Below are 15,160 nucleotides of genomic sequence, written 5' to 3'. Positions count from 1 at the left end.
CGCGCCCGCCGACGAGCAGACCGTCAAGGAGGCCGCGCCCGTCGACGAGAACCTGGGCGGAGACCGGTCCTCCTGGATTCCGCCCACCCTGGACCGCCCCACCCTGCACCGGACCGCCGAGGTTCCCGATCAGGGCGTTCCCGGGGCGCCCGGTGAGCCGTCCCGGGAGTCTTCCGGGGCGGTCGCCGACGTGGACGAGGCCGGTGCCGAGCAGCCCGCTGCCGATGGCCCCCGTGCGGACGTCCCCCCTGGCGACGTCCCCCCTGCCGACGAGGCCGGTGTCGGCCCCGGGCGTGGCGGTGCGGTGGCCGGGGGTGGGGAGTCCTCCGGTGCCGCGCCCTTCTCCGGGCGTCCTGGGGAGGCCGGTGCGGAGGTCCGCGACGGTGGACCGGAGGACGAGGCCGAACGGGCCGCGGCCGAACGCGCGCTGTCCGGGGCCGGGAGGGTCTACGCGGCCGTCGGGATCGGGCGTGCCCGCCACGCGCGCGTGGACGGCGACGCGCCGCGCCGCCGCCGGGGCGACAGGAACCCGCCGCGCCGCGACCAGGACGTCCCGCCGAGCGCCCCCGCGCCCGAGCCGCCGCCCACCGGTGCCTGGGACGACGGCCTGATCGCCCGGCGCGTCACCGAGGGGACCCCCGCCCCGGAACCCGTCGCCGTCGTCGAGACCCGGGGACCCACCGCGCAGGCGCTGGCCGCGCCCCTCGCCTACGACGGACCGCTGCGCGCCCGCCTGGACGCGCTGCGCGAACTCGTCGGCCTCTCCAGGACCCGGCTCGACAGCCGCACCCTCGCCGAGGCCGGGCGCGTCCTGGACGAGGCCGCCGCCCGGCGCAGGCTCTCGGGCCAGCACACCGTCGTCGCCATCGCGGGCGCGACCGGCAGCGGCAAGTCGCAGCTGTTCAACTCCCTCGCGGGCGTGACGATCTCGGAGACCGGCGTCCGCCGCCCCACCACCTCCGCGCCCATCGCGTGCAGTTGGAGCGACGGCGCCGCGAGCCTCCTGGACCGGCTCGGCATCCCGGGACGGCTGCGGCGGCGCCCGGTGCAGAGCGTGGAGGCGGAGGCGCAACTGCGCGGCCTGGTCCTCATCGACCTGCCCGACCACGACTCGGCCGCCGTCCAGCACCGCGAACAGGTCGACCGGGTGCTCGCGCTGGTCGACGCCGTCGTCTGGGTCGTCGACCCGGAGAAGTACGCGGACGCCGTCCTGCACGAGCGGTACCTGCGGCCCATGGCCGGACACGCCGAGGTCATGTTCGTCGTCCTCAACCAGACCGACCGGCTGCCGGGCGAGGCCACCGAGCAGGTCCTCGACGACCTGCGGCGCCTGCTCGACGAGGACGGCATCGCGCTCGGCGAGTACGGCGAACCCGGCGCCACCGTCCTCGCGCTCTCCGCCCTCACCGGCGACGGCGTCGGCGAACTGCGCGACTCCCTCGGCCAGTTCGTCGCCGAGCGCGGCGCGCCCGCCCGGCGGATCGCCGCCGACCTCGACCACGCGGCGGCCGGGCTCAGGCCCGTCTACGCCACCCGGCGGCGGATCGGCCTGAGCGAGCAGGCGCGCGACGAGTTCGCCGACCGGCTCGCCGAGGCGGTCGGCGCCACCGCGGCCGGTGAGGCCGCCGAACGCGCGTGGCTGCGCAACGCCAACCGCGCGTGCGGCACGCCGTGGCTTCGGCTGTGGCGCTGGTACCAGGACCGCTACGACTCGCCCACCGGGCGGCTCCCGGTGCGCAACCAGGCCGACGAGGAGGCGACGGCGAGGCAGCGCGTCGAGCACGCCGTGCGGACGCTCTCCGAACGTGCCTCGACGGGGCTGCCCGCGCCCTGGGCGCAGGCCGTGCGGGAGGCCGCCGTGCGCGGCTCGCAGGGGCTGCCCGAGGCGCTCGACGAGCTGGCGGCGCGGGCCGGACTGCCGCCCGGCCGTCCGCCGCGGCCCGGCTGGTGGCCCGCGGCGGTGCTCACCCAGGCGGCCATGACGATCCTCCAGATCGTCGGCGGCCTGTGGCTGGCCGGGCAGATCGTGGACGTCATGGCGCCGAACCTGGGGGTGCCGGTGCTGCTGATGGTGCTCGGCATCATCGGCGGCCCGCTGGTCGAGTGGAGCTGCCGGATGGCGGCGCGCGGTCCGGCCCGCCGCTACGGCACGGACGCGGAACGGCGCCTGCGGGAGGCCGCGGCGGGCTGCGGACGCGCCCGCGTCCTGGACCCGGTGGCGGCGGAACTCCTGCGGTACCGGGAGGTCAGGGAGCAGTACGCGCGCGTCACGGGGGTGGGGGCGGCGGCGGGCGCCGGGTGACAGCGGGGGAGGGGGAGGGGGAGCGGGAGGAACCGCAGGGGCAGCAGGGGTAGCAGGGGTAGCAGGGACGGCAGGGATCGCAGGGGCAGCCGGGGTGTCCAGGGCAGTCAGGGCGCTCGGGGCGCTCGGGGTGTTCGGGCGGGCCCGCCCGGGGGACTTGGCGGGCCCCGGTGGGGTGGTGGGCGGCTGGGGAACGTGGGGTCGCTCGTGCGGGTGACGGGGTTCTCCACAGGCCGGGGGTGGTCCACAGGGCCCGGCGGGTCCGGCCCGGTGGGGGCAGTCTGGCTGCGCGGCGATCGCGGCGGACGCGGTCGTCACGGATGACGGAAGCCGCCGCGCGGGAGGGGCCCGCGGGCGGGGGTCCGCCCGGTCCCAACGGCCGGGCGGGGAGGGGCGAACCATGAACGAGACGATCGTCTGCGCCGTGGGCAACGTGGCCACCCAGCCGGTGTACCGGGAGACGCCGTCGGGGCCGTCGGCGCGGTTCCGACTGGCGGTGACCTCGCGGTACTGGGACCGGGAGAAGAACACCTGGGCGGACGGGCACACCAACTTCTTCACGGTGTGGGCCAACCGCCAGCTCGCCACGAACACGGCGGCGTCGCTCAGCGTCGGCGACCCGGTCGTCGTGCAGGGGCGGTTGAAGGTGCGCACGGAGGTCCGCGAGGGCCAGAGCCGGACCTCGGCGGACCTGGACGCGGTGGCCATCGGGCACGATCTCGCCCGCGGCACCTCGGCGTTCCGCCGCGCGGGCAAACCGGAGACGGCGGCCAGGACCGCCCGGCCCGAGCCCGACTGGGAGACGGCCGCACCGCACACCGCACGGCCGGCGGCCGGTCCCGCCGGACTGGCAGACCCCACCGACCCCGCCGACTCCGCCGACCCGGATGGGCGGGGGGAACCGGCAGGCCCGGACGGGCAGGGCGTCGCGGGGCCGGGGCAACCGGAGGACGAGCCGGTCGCGGTGACGTGATGTCACCCCGTGTCCCGCGCTGAACCGAGTGCGGCTTATCGGCCGATGCATTCCGTGACCACGTAGTGGATTTGTCGATAAGCCCTGCTCGTCACCGGCGTGGGCGATAACGATTCAAGGTCGGATCCGTTGTCCGGCCGTATGACCGGGAAAGGCGGTGCAAGCGCATACCTAGGATGCCGGGCATAGCTCTCAGGGCTTCTGATTCTGCTGGTGGGACCAAACCTCCACGTCAAAGGGTCCTGCTCGAAGGGGAATTTGGTGCTTTCTGTGTTCTCTGTGTCGTCCTTGCGCAGGCGGGCCACCGCCCGGCTCGCCGCCCTGACGCTGGCGTCCGGACTCCTCACCGCCGGGGCGCTGGCCGGAGCCGGTGCGGCGGCGGCCGAGGGAACGGCGCCGGGCCGGAGCGGGGCCACCGCGACGATCGGCGGGCTGAAGACGTACGGCACCGCGGTGATCCACGACGAGACGGGCGACCAGCAGGTCTCGGCGGGCCTCTTCGAGATGTCCGTCGACGGCGGCGGCACCCTCCAGACGTACTGCATCGACCTGCACAACCCCACCCAGCGCGACGCCCGCTACCACGAGACGTCCTGGAGCGGCACCTCGCTGGCCTCGAACAAGCAGGCCGGGAAGATCCGCTGGATCCTGCAGAACTCCTACCCCCAGGTCAACGACCTCGCCGCGCTCGCCGCCAAGGCGGGAGTCAAGGGCGGACTGACCGAGCAGGACGCGGCGGCCGGCACCCAGGTGGCGATCTGGCGCTACTCGGACGCCGCCGACATCGACGCGGTCGAGCCGCGCGCCGAGAAGCTCGCGGACTACCTGGAGAAGAACGCGGTCGCGCTCACCGAGCCGACGGCGTCGCTGACCCTCGACCCGCCCGCCGTCTCCGGCCACCCCGGGGAGCGGCTCGGCCCGGTCACCGTGCGCACCGACGCCGGAGGGGTCTCGCTCACGCCGCCCGCCGACGCGGTCACCAGCGGAGTGCGGATCGTCGGCGAGGACGGCGAGGAGATCACCGACGCGGCCGACGGCGACAAGGTCTTCTTCGACGTGCCCGAGGACGCGGCGGACGGCTCGGCCGCCCTGACCGTGCAGGCGTCGACCACCGTCCCGGTCGGCCGGGCCCTGGTCTCCGAGAGCCGCAGTCAGACGCAGATCCTGGCCGGGTCGAGCGAGTCGACGGTCTCCGCGACGGCGACCGCCACCTGGGGCGGGCAGGGCGCCGTACCGGCCCTGTCCTCCGAGCTGAACTGCGTCAAGGGCGGCCTCGACATCACCGCGGCCAACCGGGGCGACGAGGAGTTCGCGTTCTCGCTGATGGGCACCGACTACGCCATCCCGGCGGGGGAGTCGCGCACGGTGACGGTCCCGCTGCGCGAGGACCAGGCGTACGACTTCACCATCAGCGGACCCGGCGCGCTCGCGACACGGTTCACCGGGGTGCTCGACTGCCGGACGCAGAGCAGCGAGGAGGGCGGCGCGGCCGTCCAGACGCTCAGCGAGCCCAGCCCGGCCACGGTCGGCGGGATCTCCGGCGGCGACACCAACCTCGCTGCCACCGGCAGCACCTCCCCGACCCCGCTGATCGCGGGCGTCGCCATCGGGTTCGTGGTGATCGGCGGAGCGGCCCTGGTCGTGATCCGCAAGCGCGAGGAAGCCGCCGGGGAGAGCTGAACGGCGCCCTGCGGGGGACCGGGCGGCGCGGGCACAATGGCCTCATGACGAAGTCGGCGAAGCCCACGGCGACGGACCCCCGCACGGGTTCCTTCCTCTCCCTCTGGTCGCAGGACTCGGTGCTGTCGATCGGCTCGGTGGGGTCGGTGCTCTCCATCGGCTCGGTCGGCTCGGTCCTGTCGGTCGCCTCGATCGGCAGCGCGCTCTCCGCCGGTTCGATCGGCTCGGCCCTGTCGGCGCTGTCCGGGGGCTCCTGGCTGAGCACCGGTTCTCTGTGCTCCGCGCAGTCCCGCTGGTCGGTCCTGTCCTGGCGCTCCAGCCACGCGGTCCGCTCGGCTGGCCCGATCGGCGTCGCCGGGGCCGTCGGGGTGACGCTGGTGACTGCGGCCCTGCTCACCCGGCGCCCGTCCCGTCCCTGAGAGCGCGGGCGGGCCATCGCCGCCCCACGGCCTCCCGGACAAACCCCAGCTCACGGCGCCTAGCCCACACGGGTTACCACCCGAGGGTGGACGTACGGCAAGATGGGGTGTATCTGCCCTTGCCTGATTTCAAGCTGCCGGACGGTTTCTCTTGGCTGAGTTCATTTACACCATGCGCAAGGCGCGCAAGGCGCACGGCGACAAGGTGATTCTCGACGACGTCACCCTGAGCTTCCTCCCGGGTGCCAAGATCGGTGTCGTCGGTCCGAACGGTGCCGGTAAGTCGACGGTCCTGAAGATCATGGCCGGGCTGGAGCAGCCGTCGAACGGCGACGCCTTCCTGACCCCCGGCTACACCGTCGGCATCCTCCTCCAGGAGCCCCCGCTCAACGAGGAGAAGACGGTCCTGGAGAACGTCCAGGAGGGCGTGTCCGGCGTCAAGGGCAAGCTCGACCGGTTCAACGAGATCGCCGAGCTGATGGCGACCGACTACTCCGACGCGCTGCTCGACGAGATGGGCAAGCTCCAGGAGGACCTCGACCACGCCAACGCCTGGGACCTCGACGCCCAGCTCGAGCAGGCCATGGACGCGCTGGGCTGCCCGCCCGGCGACTGGTCCGTCGCCAAGCTCTCCGGTGGCGAGAAGCGCCGGGTCGCGCTCTGCAAGCTCCTCCTGGAGGCGCCCGACCTGCTGCTCCTCGACGAGCCCACCAACCACCTCGACGCCGAGTCGGTGAACTGGCTGGAGCAGCACCTCGCCAAGTACGAGGGCACCGTCGTGGCCGTGACCCACGACCGGTACTTCCTGGACAACGTCGCGGGCTGGATCTGCGAGGTCGACCGCGGCCGGCTGCACGGCTACGAGGGCAACTACTCCAAGTACCTGGAGACCAAGGCCACCCGCCTCAAGGTCGAGGGCGCGAAGGACGCCAAGCGGCAGAAGCGCCTCAAGGAGGAGCTGGAGTGGGTCCGCTCCAACGCCAAGGGACGCCAGGCCAAGTCCAAGGCCCGCCTCGCGCGGTACGAGGAGATGGCGGCCGAGGCCGACAAGATGCGGAAGCTGGACTTCGAGGAGATCCAGATCCCGCCGGGCCCGCGGCTGGGCAGCGTCGTCGTCGAGGTCAGCAACCTCGGCAAGGCCTTCGGTGAGAAGGTCCTCATCGACGACCTGTCGTTCACGCTCCCGCGCAACGGCATCGTCGGCATCATCGGCCCCAACGGCGCGGGCAAGACCACCCTGTTCAAGATGATCCAGGGCCTGGAGGAGCCGGACTCCGGTTCGATCAAGGTCGGCGAGACCGTCAAGATCTCGTACGTCGACCAGAGCCGCGAGAACATCGACCCCAAGAAGACGCTGTGGGCCGTCGTCTCCGACGAGCTGGACTACATCAACGTCGGACAGGTCGAGATGCCCAGCCGGGCCTACGTCTCCGCCTTCGGCTTCAAGGGCCCCGACCAGCAGAAGCCGGCCGGGGTGCTCTCCGGTGGTGAGCGCAACCGCCTCAACCTCGCGCTCACCCTCAAGCAGGGCGGCAACCTGCTGCTCCTCGACGAGCCCACCAACGACCTCGACGTCGAGACCCTCTCCAGCCTGGAGAACGCGCTCCTGGAGTTCCCCGGCTGCGCCGTGGTCGTCTCCCACGACCGGTGGTTCCTGGACCGGGTCGCCACCCACATCCTCGCCTACGAGGGCGAGTCCAAGTGGTTCTGGTTCGAGGGCAACTTCGAGTCGTACGAGAAGAACAAGGTCGAGCGGCTCGGCCCGGACGCGGCGCGTCCGCACCGGGCGACCTACAAGAAGCTGACCCGGGGCTGATCGATCTTGCGGCACATCTACCGCTGCCCACTGCGCTGGGCGGACATGGACGCGTACGGCCACGTCAACAACGTGGTCTTCCTCCGCTACCTGGAGGAAGCCCGTATCGACTTCCTGTTCCGCCCGGAGAAGGACTTCCAGCAGGGGTCGGTGGTGGCACGCCATGAGATCGACTACAAGCGGCAGCTCGTCCACCGGCACGCGCCCGTGGACATCGAGCTGTGGGTCACCGAGATCAGGGCGGCGTCCTTCACCATCCGCTACGAGGTGAAGGACGGCGACCAGGTCTACGTGAAGGCCGCGACGGTCATCGTGCCGTTCGACTTCCAGACCCAGCGCCCGCGGCGGATCACCGCGGAGGAACGGGAGTTCCTCGCGGAGTACCGGGACGACAAGGAGGAGGCCGTCGCCGCATGACGGGTCTCCACCTCGCCGACGAGGGGGAGGCGGCGGACCTCGCGGCCTTCCTCTCCCGGCTGCTCCACTACGACCGCGGCGCCGCCGTGCGGCTCCAGGCGATCGGCACCGCGCTCGCCGTCTTCGGCAGACCGCCGTCCTTCGAGGTGCTCGCGGTCCGCGCCGTCCGGCTCGCCAAGCCGTACGAGAACGGCCTCGACGTCACCCTGGACGTGACCGTCTCCGCCGGTGAACTCCTGGAGACCGTCGACGAGTCGGCGGCCACGGCGGGCGTCCCGACCGCCGTCACCGGCCCGCCGTGGGCCGGAGTGCTGCCCCCGCGCGGCGGCTGGCGGGCCGAGAACGGGCTGCCAGCGCCGGACGCGCTGGGCGCGCTCGTCCGCGCCGGGGTCGCCGAATTCCGGTCCCGCACGCAGGAGTTGGCGCCGGAAGGGCGCACCAGGGCCGAACTCGACCGGATCGGGCGGGAGATCTGGTCCCGCACGGTCGGCCGCACCCGGCTGCCGGTGCGGGCCGTGCACGCGGCCCAGTCGCTCGGTTTCCTGCGGCCCGGGGTCCCGGTGGTCCTCGTCGCCGCGGGCGCCTGGCTGCGCCTGCGCACCCCCTACGGCTCGATCGCCGTACGCCGCGCGGGACTCGGCGCCCTGGACGTCAGCGTCCGCTGAACCCAGCCGACTTCAGCATCCGTTGAACCGCCCCGACGTGAGCGGCCGTTGAACTGCCCGGACGTCAGCATCCGTTGAACCGTCCCGACGTCAGCGGCCGTTGCACCGCCCCGACGTCAGCGGCCGTTGTACTTCCCGGACATCGGCGTTCGCTGAAGTGCGCGCGCAGCAGCGTCCGTTGGGTCTTTCAGGAAGCAGTGTCCGGTGGACTTTGCGGACTGCGCCGGGGTGTGCAGGTTGCTCACGGGCGCCCGGAACCTCCGGCCGTCCCCTGCGGCGTCCGGGGCCCGTCGTCACTCCGGGGTGTTCACCATCGACGCCGCCGCGTACGTCAGGTACTTCCACAGGGTCTGCTCGTGTTCCTCGGAGAGGCCCAGGTCGTCCACGGCGTCCCGCATGTGCCGCAGCCAGGCGTCGTGCGCCGCGCGGTCCACGGTGAACGGCGCGTGCCGCATGCGCAGCCGGGGGTGGCCCCGGTTGTCGCTGTACGTCGTCGGGCCGCCCCAGTACTGGATCAGGAACAGCACCAGGCGCTCCTCGGCGGGGCCGAGATCCTCCTCCGGGTACATGGGCCGCAGCAGCGGGTCGTCGGCCACCCCCTCGTAGAACCGGTGGACGAGGCGGCGGAAGGTCTCCTCCCCGCCGACCTGCTCGTAGAAGGTCTGCTGCTGAAGCGTTCCGCGCCGAATCTCGTTCACCCCTCCATGGTCTCAGACGGCGGGGACCAGGACCTCAGGCCCAGGACTTCCGTCCCGGCGCTCGCCCCGACGGCGCCGGGGCCGCACAGTGGGACCATGGGCGCCCCCGAACCCGACACCCCGCCGGCCGCGCAGGCCCGGCGCGCGCTGGTGCGGGCGATCGACGCGACCGGCGTCTGGGACACCGACCCGGTGTGGCGGGAGGCGTTCACCGCCGTCCCGCGCCATCTCTTCGTGCCGTACTACTACGCGCCCGTCCCCGGGGGCCACGAACGGCGCTGGTGCGGGGACCCCGATCCGCGGGCCCGCGACCGCTGGCTGCGCGGGGTGTACGAGGACGTCCCGCTGGCGACCCGGCTGCGCGACGGCGACCTGGTCTCCTCCAGCAGCCAGCCGTCCCTGATGGCGGTGATGCTCACCGAGCTGCGGGTGCGCGACGGCGACCGGGTCCTGGAGGTCGGGGCGGGCACCGGCTACAACGCGGCCCTGCTCGCCCACCGGCTCGGCGACGACTCCCTCGTCACCACCGTCGACCTGGAGCCGGAGATCACCGAGAGCGCACGCCGGCATCTGGCCGCCGCCGGGCACCGGCCCGCCGTCGTCACCGGGGACGGCGCGCGGGGCGTGCCGGAGCGCGCCCCCTTCGACCGGATCATCGCCACCTGCGCGCTCACCTCGGTGCCGCGCGCCTGGCCCGGCCAGTGCGTGCCGGGGGCCCGGGTCCTCGCGCCCCTCGCGACCGGGCTGCTCACGCTGACCGTGCGGGACGCCGGGCACGCCGAGGGGCGGTTCCTGCACACGCCCGCCTACTTCGTGCCGCTGCGCGGGGCGGCCCGCCGGGCGGCCCGTGAGGAGCCACCGGACGGGGTGCCGCCCGCGGCGGCTGACCACGAGCTGTTCCGCTTCCTGCTGGCCCTCACCCCCGACGACCTCGACCCGCGCGCGGCCCACGCGCTGTGGGAGCGCGAGGGCCGGCCGGTGCGGGAGCGGTACGGCGTGAGCGTCGACGGCGACCGCCGGTGGGCGTGGCTCGACCGGCCGGACGGCCGGTACCGCTGGCCCCTGCCGGAGTGACCGGCCCGCGCCTCAGCCCCGGCGGACGGTGATCGTCGTCCAGGCGCCGACGTGCACCCGGTCGCCGTCCTGGAGGGGGACCGGCACGAACGGCTGGATGGGCTCCTCGCCGCCGTTGACGGTGGTGCCGTTGGTCGAGTTCTGGTCGACGACCGCCCAGTTGCCGTCCGCCTGCTGGACCAGCACCGCGTGCTGGTGGGAGACGCCCGGGTCCTCCGGGGGCACGGCCAGGTCGATGTCGGGGGTGTCGCCGGTGGAGTGCCTGCGGCGGCCGATGGTGACCTGGTTGCCGCTGAGCGTGCGCTGCTGCTCGGGCGAGTACGCGGGCAGGTTGAGGCCGGTCGCCTCCGGACCTGAACGCTGCATCATCGCCATGAAGTACTCGCGGTCCGGGCCGATGGTCGCCGTCCAGGTGACCGGGCCGCGGGGCGCCTGCGGGTAGCCGGGGGCCTGCTGGGCACCGGGGCCGGGGTAGCCGTAGCCGCCCTGGCCGCCCTGCGGACCACGGCCGCCGGGACCGCCCTGGCCGCCGGGGCCGTGGGTCGGCGGGGAGATCACCCAGTCGTCGTCACCGCCGCCGAAGCCCTGGCCGCCCTGCTGCGGGCGGCCGGTCTCGCGCTGCGGGAACGCGGGCGGGGCGGGCGGCCCCGCCTGCTGGAACGCCTGCGGGCCACCGGGGCCTCCGGAGGGCGTGGGGCCGGGCGGCGGCGGGACCGGACGGGACGGGTCGGAGCCGTAGCCGGACGGGCCGCCGAAGTTCGGGGGAGCGGGCGGACCCGAGGGATCGGGACGGCCCTGCCCGCCGAAGGGCGGGTTCTGCTGGTCGGGACGGCCGAAGTGCGGCGGGCCCTGCTGGTCGGGGTCCGACCCGAACGGCGGGCGGCCCTGGTCGGGGCGGCCCGGCTGGGTGCCGTACGGCGGCGGGCCCTGCTGGTCGGGACGGCCCTGGTGGCCGAAGGGCGACTGCCCCTGGCCGCCGAAGTTCGGGGGGCCGGACGGGTCGGGGCGCGAGGGGTCGCCGCCGAACGGCGGGATCGGCTCGGCGGGCCGGTTCACCTGCGACGGGCGCGAACCCTGGTACTCGAACGGGTCAGCGCCGCCGTACGAGGGTCCGGGCGGCTGCTGGAAGCGCGGGGCGCCCTGGCCGGGGCCCTGCGGGCGCGGGGCCGCCGGGGTGTACGAGGTCGCCGTGTTGGTGAGGAAGTTCCACCGGCACTCCTCGCAGAACGGGGCGCCGCCCTCGCGGGGCGTGCGGCACTGCGGGCACAGCTCCGGGTCCTGGCCGGGGCGTCCGCCCTGCGGCGGCGGGAAGCCGTAGCCACCGCCGGGCGGGGGCGGCGGCGGAGGCGGGGGCACGGAACCGGCCATGCGGTGACCGCAGACCTCGCACCAGTCGTCGGAACCCGACTGGTGTCCGTTCGGGCAGGTCGGCATGTCGGCGCTTCCCCCTCTCCTCGTCAAGCCTGTCCGGGTGGTGCAGGGTCACTTCTTCACGCGAACGGTTTTCGTGGACCGGGTCTCGAGAGTCATCTCGTCGGCCTCGGCGACCTTCGCCTTCAGTCGCACAGTACCCGTCGCGGCGTCGACCACGTCCACCACCTTCGAAAGCAGTTTCGCAGTATCCGCGTTCCCGGAGGCGCTCGCCAGTTGAACGGCCCGGCCCAATTTGGCCGTTGCGCCGTCGAAATCGCCCGCTTTGCGAAGGTCGAGACCTTGTTGGATGGCCTGTGCCAGTTCGGCCTGGCCCGTGTAGTGGGCGACCTGCGGGTTGATCGACGTCGAGGCGGCCATGTCGTCGGTCCAGACCGCCCGCACCAGGCCCTGGGCGCCCAAGTTCCGGGCGGATCCGTCGGGTTGCGGGACCACCAGGGAGACCCGCGCGGCGAGCATCTCCTGGCCGAGCTGCGCGGCCGGGACCTCGACGCAGACGTGGTAGTCGCGGGACTCGTCGCCCCAGGAACCGGTGGGGTAGTCGCCCGCGCGCGGCCCCGCCTCCGTCCGCCGGTCGGTCAACTCCGCGACCGCCGGGGCGACTTGCTTGACGAACTTGATGGACGTGCCGACCGGCGTCCACACCCGCAGCGCGACGTCGGCGACCTCCTTGCCCATCGTCTTCTCCATCATCCCGGTGAAGTCGGCCGCGAGACCGCCCGGATCGGCCACGATGTCCGCGGTGCCGAGCAGCGCCGAGGCGATCGCTGTGACTTCTTTCACGTCCCAGTCGGTGCCGACCCCGCGGGCGTCACAGGTGAACCGGCCCGCGCAGGACTCCAGCGCCGCCCGCAGATCCTCGGGCGCCTCGTGCTCGTTGCGGCCGTCGGTCAGCAGGATGCCGTGCCGGATCGACACGTCCGCCGACGACAGCAGCCGGTCCGCGAGCCGCAGCCAGGTGCCGATGGCCGTGCCGCCGCCCGCCGCCAGCTTGCGCAGCGCGAACTTGGCCTGTTCCCGGGTGGTCGCGTCGGCGACCGCGAGCCGCCCGCCGCCCGGGTAGACCTCCTTGGCGACGTGCGTGCCGCCGATCACCGCGAAGTGCACACCGTCCCGCAGGGCGTCCACGGCGGCGGCCGTCGCGTCCCGGGCGTTGCGCATCTTCGCCGGCGGGTAGTCCATCGAACCGGAGCAGTCGACCATCAGCGCCACCGCGGCCGACGGGCCGTGCCCGGACGCCGCGACCGCGCCGCCCGTGGTGCCGCCGCCGGTGGCGGTGACCGTCACGATCGCGCTGACCTCGCGGCCGCCCTCCGGCAAGTACTCGTTCTGGTACACGTCCACCGAGAACTGCGGCACGTGCGCCTTCGAGAAATTGGCCATGGCTGCTCACATCCCCCTCGTGGCCCCCGGATCCGGACAGGGCCTGGTCCGGCCGCGGGCGGTCCCCTCCGTCCCGCGGCTCCTTCCCCGTGCGCGGCCTCTCAGGCCGATCCTGCCCCCTGTGCCGTGGCGGGGAACGGCACGACGGCCACTGTTACGTTGTCGTGGCCCCCGCCGTCCAGGGCGTGACCGACCAGCACCCGGGCGCTGTGCAGCGGCCGGACGGCCGCGTCCGCGGGGAGCGCCTCGGCCATCTCCTCGGCGCCCTCCGCGTAGTTCCACAGGCCGTCGGTGCACACCACCACCACACCCGGCCGGTCCGGCTTGAACGACTGGGTGTGCGGCTCCAGTTCGTAGGCGTCGGCGCCCAGCCACCCGGTGATCGCGTGGGCGCGCTCGTCGGCGTACGCCTCGGCCTCGTTCATCAGGCCCGCCGCGACCATCTGCGCGGCCCACGAGTCGTCCTCGGTGAGCCGGGCGGGCGGCGACGAGCGGTCCACCGGCACCCAGTAGACGCGGCTGTCCCCGACCCAGCCCACGGTCAGCAGCCCGGCCGTGACGATCGCGCCGACCAGCGTGCAGGCCGGCGCGTTCTGGTGCGGGGCCTGCTCCCGGGCCGTGGCGGGCTCGGCGGCCAGCGCGTCGACGGCGTGCGAGGCGGCGACGATGGCCTCGTGCATCGCCTGCTGCGGATGGGTGCCCCGGGGCAGCGCGGCCAGCAGCGACCGGCTCGCGGCCCGTGAGGCGGCCAGCGACGCGTCGTCGGGCCGGGTCGCCGAGGAGACGCCGTCGCAGACGATCGCGACGGAGGCCGGGGAGCCGTCGGGCAGCGCGCAGGCCGCGATGGCGAACGCGTCCTCGTTGCGGTGGTGGCGCAGGCCCCGGTCGGAGACGGCTGCGATCGGCCCCGCCTCCTGCTCCATGTGGTCGCGCTCGCGCGGCTGCGCGTGCCCGCAGTTCTCGCAGTACCCCGTCCCGGTCGACACGGCCCGCCCGGCAGGCCACACAGACCTTCTGATCGGCGGCGGGCGCCTCGGGGGCCGCGGCGGGCGGCGGTTCGGGCGCCTGCAGCGGGTAGTCGTCGGACGACGGCGCGCGGTCGAAGCGCACACCGGTCCCCGGAGCGGCCGCCGGTGCCGCGGGCCCGGTTCCCGGAGCGGGCGCCGGTGCCGCGGGCCGCGGCGGCTCCTCCGGCGGGACCGCGCCGTTCAGGGCGACCGTCGGATGGTCGTCCGGCCGGGCGGGGACCGCCGACAGGTCGTATCCGCACGCGCCGCAGAAGCGGTCGCCCGATTCGAGCGGCCACTCGCAGCTCGGGCACGCGGACAGCTGGGGCATCTGCGACATCAACTACACCCACGTCCGGGGGCGGTAACGATTGGCACGTTCCACCAGGTCGATCCTCTCCTCGCCGCCCCGCGCCAACCGGGCCAGCGTGCGGTACGAACGCTCGAGACCGAAGCGGAGTCCCCGCTCGTCCAGCGCGCTGCCGAGCAGCACCCGCTGTGCCGCCGGTCCTGAACCCTGGCCACCGGAGAGTATCCAGTCCAGGGCGCACCCGAGCACCTCGGCCGACAACTGCTCCCGGCGAGCCGGGTCGAGACCGTACGCGTCGAGCGCCTCGACCTGCCCCGCCGAGGCGCGCAGGTCGTCCAGGAAGGGTACGTCCCCCGAGGCCCCGTCCCGTTGACGCCGCCGCAGCCGCGCCCGCACCGCCGCCACCCGGGCCGCCGTGCAGTGGATCGACGACTCCGGCACCGACTCCAGGGTCCGCACGGAGGCCGCCCGGTCGCCGCTCGCCAACTGCACCCGGGCCAGGGCGAAGGCGGCGCTCACGTAGCTCGGGTCGGTCGACCAGACCAGCCGGTAGTACTCGGCCGCGTTGTCGAGCTGGCCCAGCACCTCGGCGCACAGCCCCAGCGCCAGCTTCGGGGCGGTCTCGCCGGGGAAGGCGTCGTAGATCGCGTCGAAGGCCAGCGCGGCGCCCTCCTGGTCGCCGGTGACCAGCGCGGCCACACCCCGGTACCAGACCACCCGCCAGTCGTCGGGCCGCTCGTCCTCCACGGCCCGCAGCGCGTTCAGGGCGGCGCCGAGGTCGCCGTTCTCCAGCCAGGCGCGGATGCGCCGCAGCCGGGTCTCCACCGAGTCCGCGGGGGCCGCCGCGAGCGCGCCCAGGAGTTCGGTGGGCGCGCTGGTGATCAGACCGGCCAGGAAACCGGCGTCGGGGTCGCCCGGGTCGACCCGCGGCACCGGCAGGGCGAGCGCCGCGGCGGCGGCGTCGACGGCCCTGACGATGCCCGGC

General features: G+C 74.2%; 12 protein-coding genes and 1 pseudogene. 8 read left to right on the top strand and 5 right to left on the bottom strand.

What is annotated here, in order from left to right:
* The first annotated feature begins 76 nt into the window (after window positions 1-76).
* The 7 genes from GA0115242_RS02040 (at window position 77) to GA0115242_RS02010 (ending at window position 8,272) form a co-directional block, all read left to right on the top strand.
* On the top strand, window positions 77-2,302 hold the full coding sequence (locus tag GA0115242_RS02040) for a GTP-binding protein (protein ID WP_370672248.1): 2,226 nt from the start codon (window positions 77-79) through the stop codon (window positions 2,300-2,302).
* Between the two features lie 400 nt (window positions 2,303-2,702).
* Window positions 2,703-3,275 carry a single-stranded DNA-binding protein gene (locus GA0115242_RS02035; RefSeq protein WP_093823844.1) on the top strand — a complete coding sequence of 191 codons (573 nt, stop codon included), beginning with the start codon at window positions 2,703-2,705 and terminating at the stop codon, window positions 3,273-3,275.
* 261 nt (window positions 3,276-3,536) lie between these two features.
* A complete protein-coding gene (locus GA0115242_RS02030) occupies window positions 3,537-4,955 on the top strand; it encodes a Cys-Gln thioester bond-forming surface protein (RefSeq protein ID WP_093823842.1) in 1,419 nt (472 codons plus the stop codon).
* 44 nt (window positions 4,956-4,999) lie between these two features.
* The gene (locus tag GA0115242_RS02025; protein WP_093823840.1) at window positions 5,000-5,374 is read left to right on the top strand and encodes a hypothetical protein; all 375 of its coding nucleotides are present in this window, start codon (window positions 5,000-5,002) and stop codon (window positions 5,372-5,374) included.
* Between the two features lie 151 nt (window positions 5,375-5,525).
* Window positions 5,526-7,190 (top strand): energy-dependent translational throttle protein EttA, encoded by a 1,665-nt coding sequence (gene ettA, locus GA0115242_RS02020; RefSeq protein ID WP_093823838.1) that lies wholly within the window; start codon window positions 5,526-5,528, stop codon window positions 7,188-7,190.
* A gap of 6 nt (window positions 7,191-7,196) precedes the next feature.
* On the top strand, window positions 7,197-7,607 hold the full coding sequence (locus GA0115242_RS02015; protein ID WP_093823836.1) for an acyl-CoA thioesterase: 411 nt from the start codon (window positions 7,197-7,199) through the stop codon (window positions 7,605-7,607).
* On the top strand, window positions 7,604-8,272 hold the full coding sequence (locus GA0115242_RS02010; protein WP_093823834.1) for a hypothetical protein: 669 nt from the start codon (window positions 7,604-7,606) through the stop codon (window positions 8,270-8,272). The genes GA0115242_RS02015 and GA0115242_RS02010 overlap by 4 nt, the downstream gene beginning before the upstream one ends.
* 293 nt (window positions 8,273-8,565) lie before the next feature.
* On the opposite strand, the gene GA0115242_RS02005 is transcribed toward GA0115242_RS02010, so the two are convergent.
* Window positions 8,566-8,970, bottom strand: coding sequence for a globin (locus GA0115242_RS02005; RefSeq protein ID WP_093823832.1), 405 nt, complete (start codon window positions 8,968-8,970; stop codon window positions 8,566-8,568).
* A gap of 96 nt (window positions 8,971-9,066) precedes the next feature.
* On the opposite strand from GA0115242_RS02005, the gene GA0115242_RS02000 reads away from it, so the two are divergent.
* Window positions 9,067-10,044 (top strand): methyltransferase domain-containing protein, encoded by a 978-nt coding sequence (locus tag GA0115242_RS02000; protein ID WP_093823830.1) that lies wholly within the window; start codon window positions 9,067-9,069, stop codon window positions 10,042-10,044.
* 12 nt (window positions 10,045-10,056) lie between these two features.
* Here GA0115242_RS02000 and GA0115242_RS01995 read toward each other — a convergent pair whose 3' ends face one another.
* From GA0115242_RS01995 to GA0115242_RS01980, 4 genes and pseudogenes are all read right to left on the bottom strand, one after another.
* Entirely contained in the window at window positions 10,057-11,478 is a 1,422-nt protein-coding gene (locus GA0115242_RS01995) for an FHA domain-containing protein (protein WP_093823828.1), read from the bottom strand.
* Between the two features lie 48 nt (window positions 11,479-11,526).
* Complete coding sequence (locus tag GA0115242_RS01990) at window positions 11,527-12,858, bottom strand: vWA domain-containing protein (protein ID WP_093823826.1); 1,332 nt, start codon at window positions 12,856-12,858, stop codon at window positions 11,527-11,529.
* A gap of 101 nt (window positions 12,859-12,959) precedes the next feature.
* Window positions 12,960-14,205: pseudogene (locus GA0115242_RS01985) on the bottom strand (PP2C family serine/threonine-protein phosphatase).
* A 3-nt stretch (window positions 14,206-14,208) separates the two neighbouring features.
* Window positions 14,209-15,160: tetratricopeptide repeat protein (locus GA0115242_RS01980; RefSeq protein ID WP_141721454.1), on the bottom strand; the 952-nt coding region annotated here is incomplete at its 5' end.

It is taken from the genome of Streptomyces sp. SolWspMP-5a-2 (assembly GCF_900091845.1).
Classification (GTDB): domain Bacteria; phylum Actinomycetota; class Actinomycetes; order Streptomycetales; family Streptomycetaceae; genus Streptomyces; species Streptomyces doudnae.
Note: the sequence above shows the minus strand (reverse complement) of the source record. Positions and strands in the feature narration are given on the sequence as shown.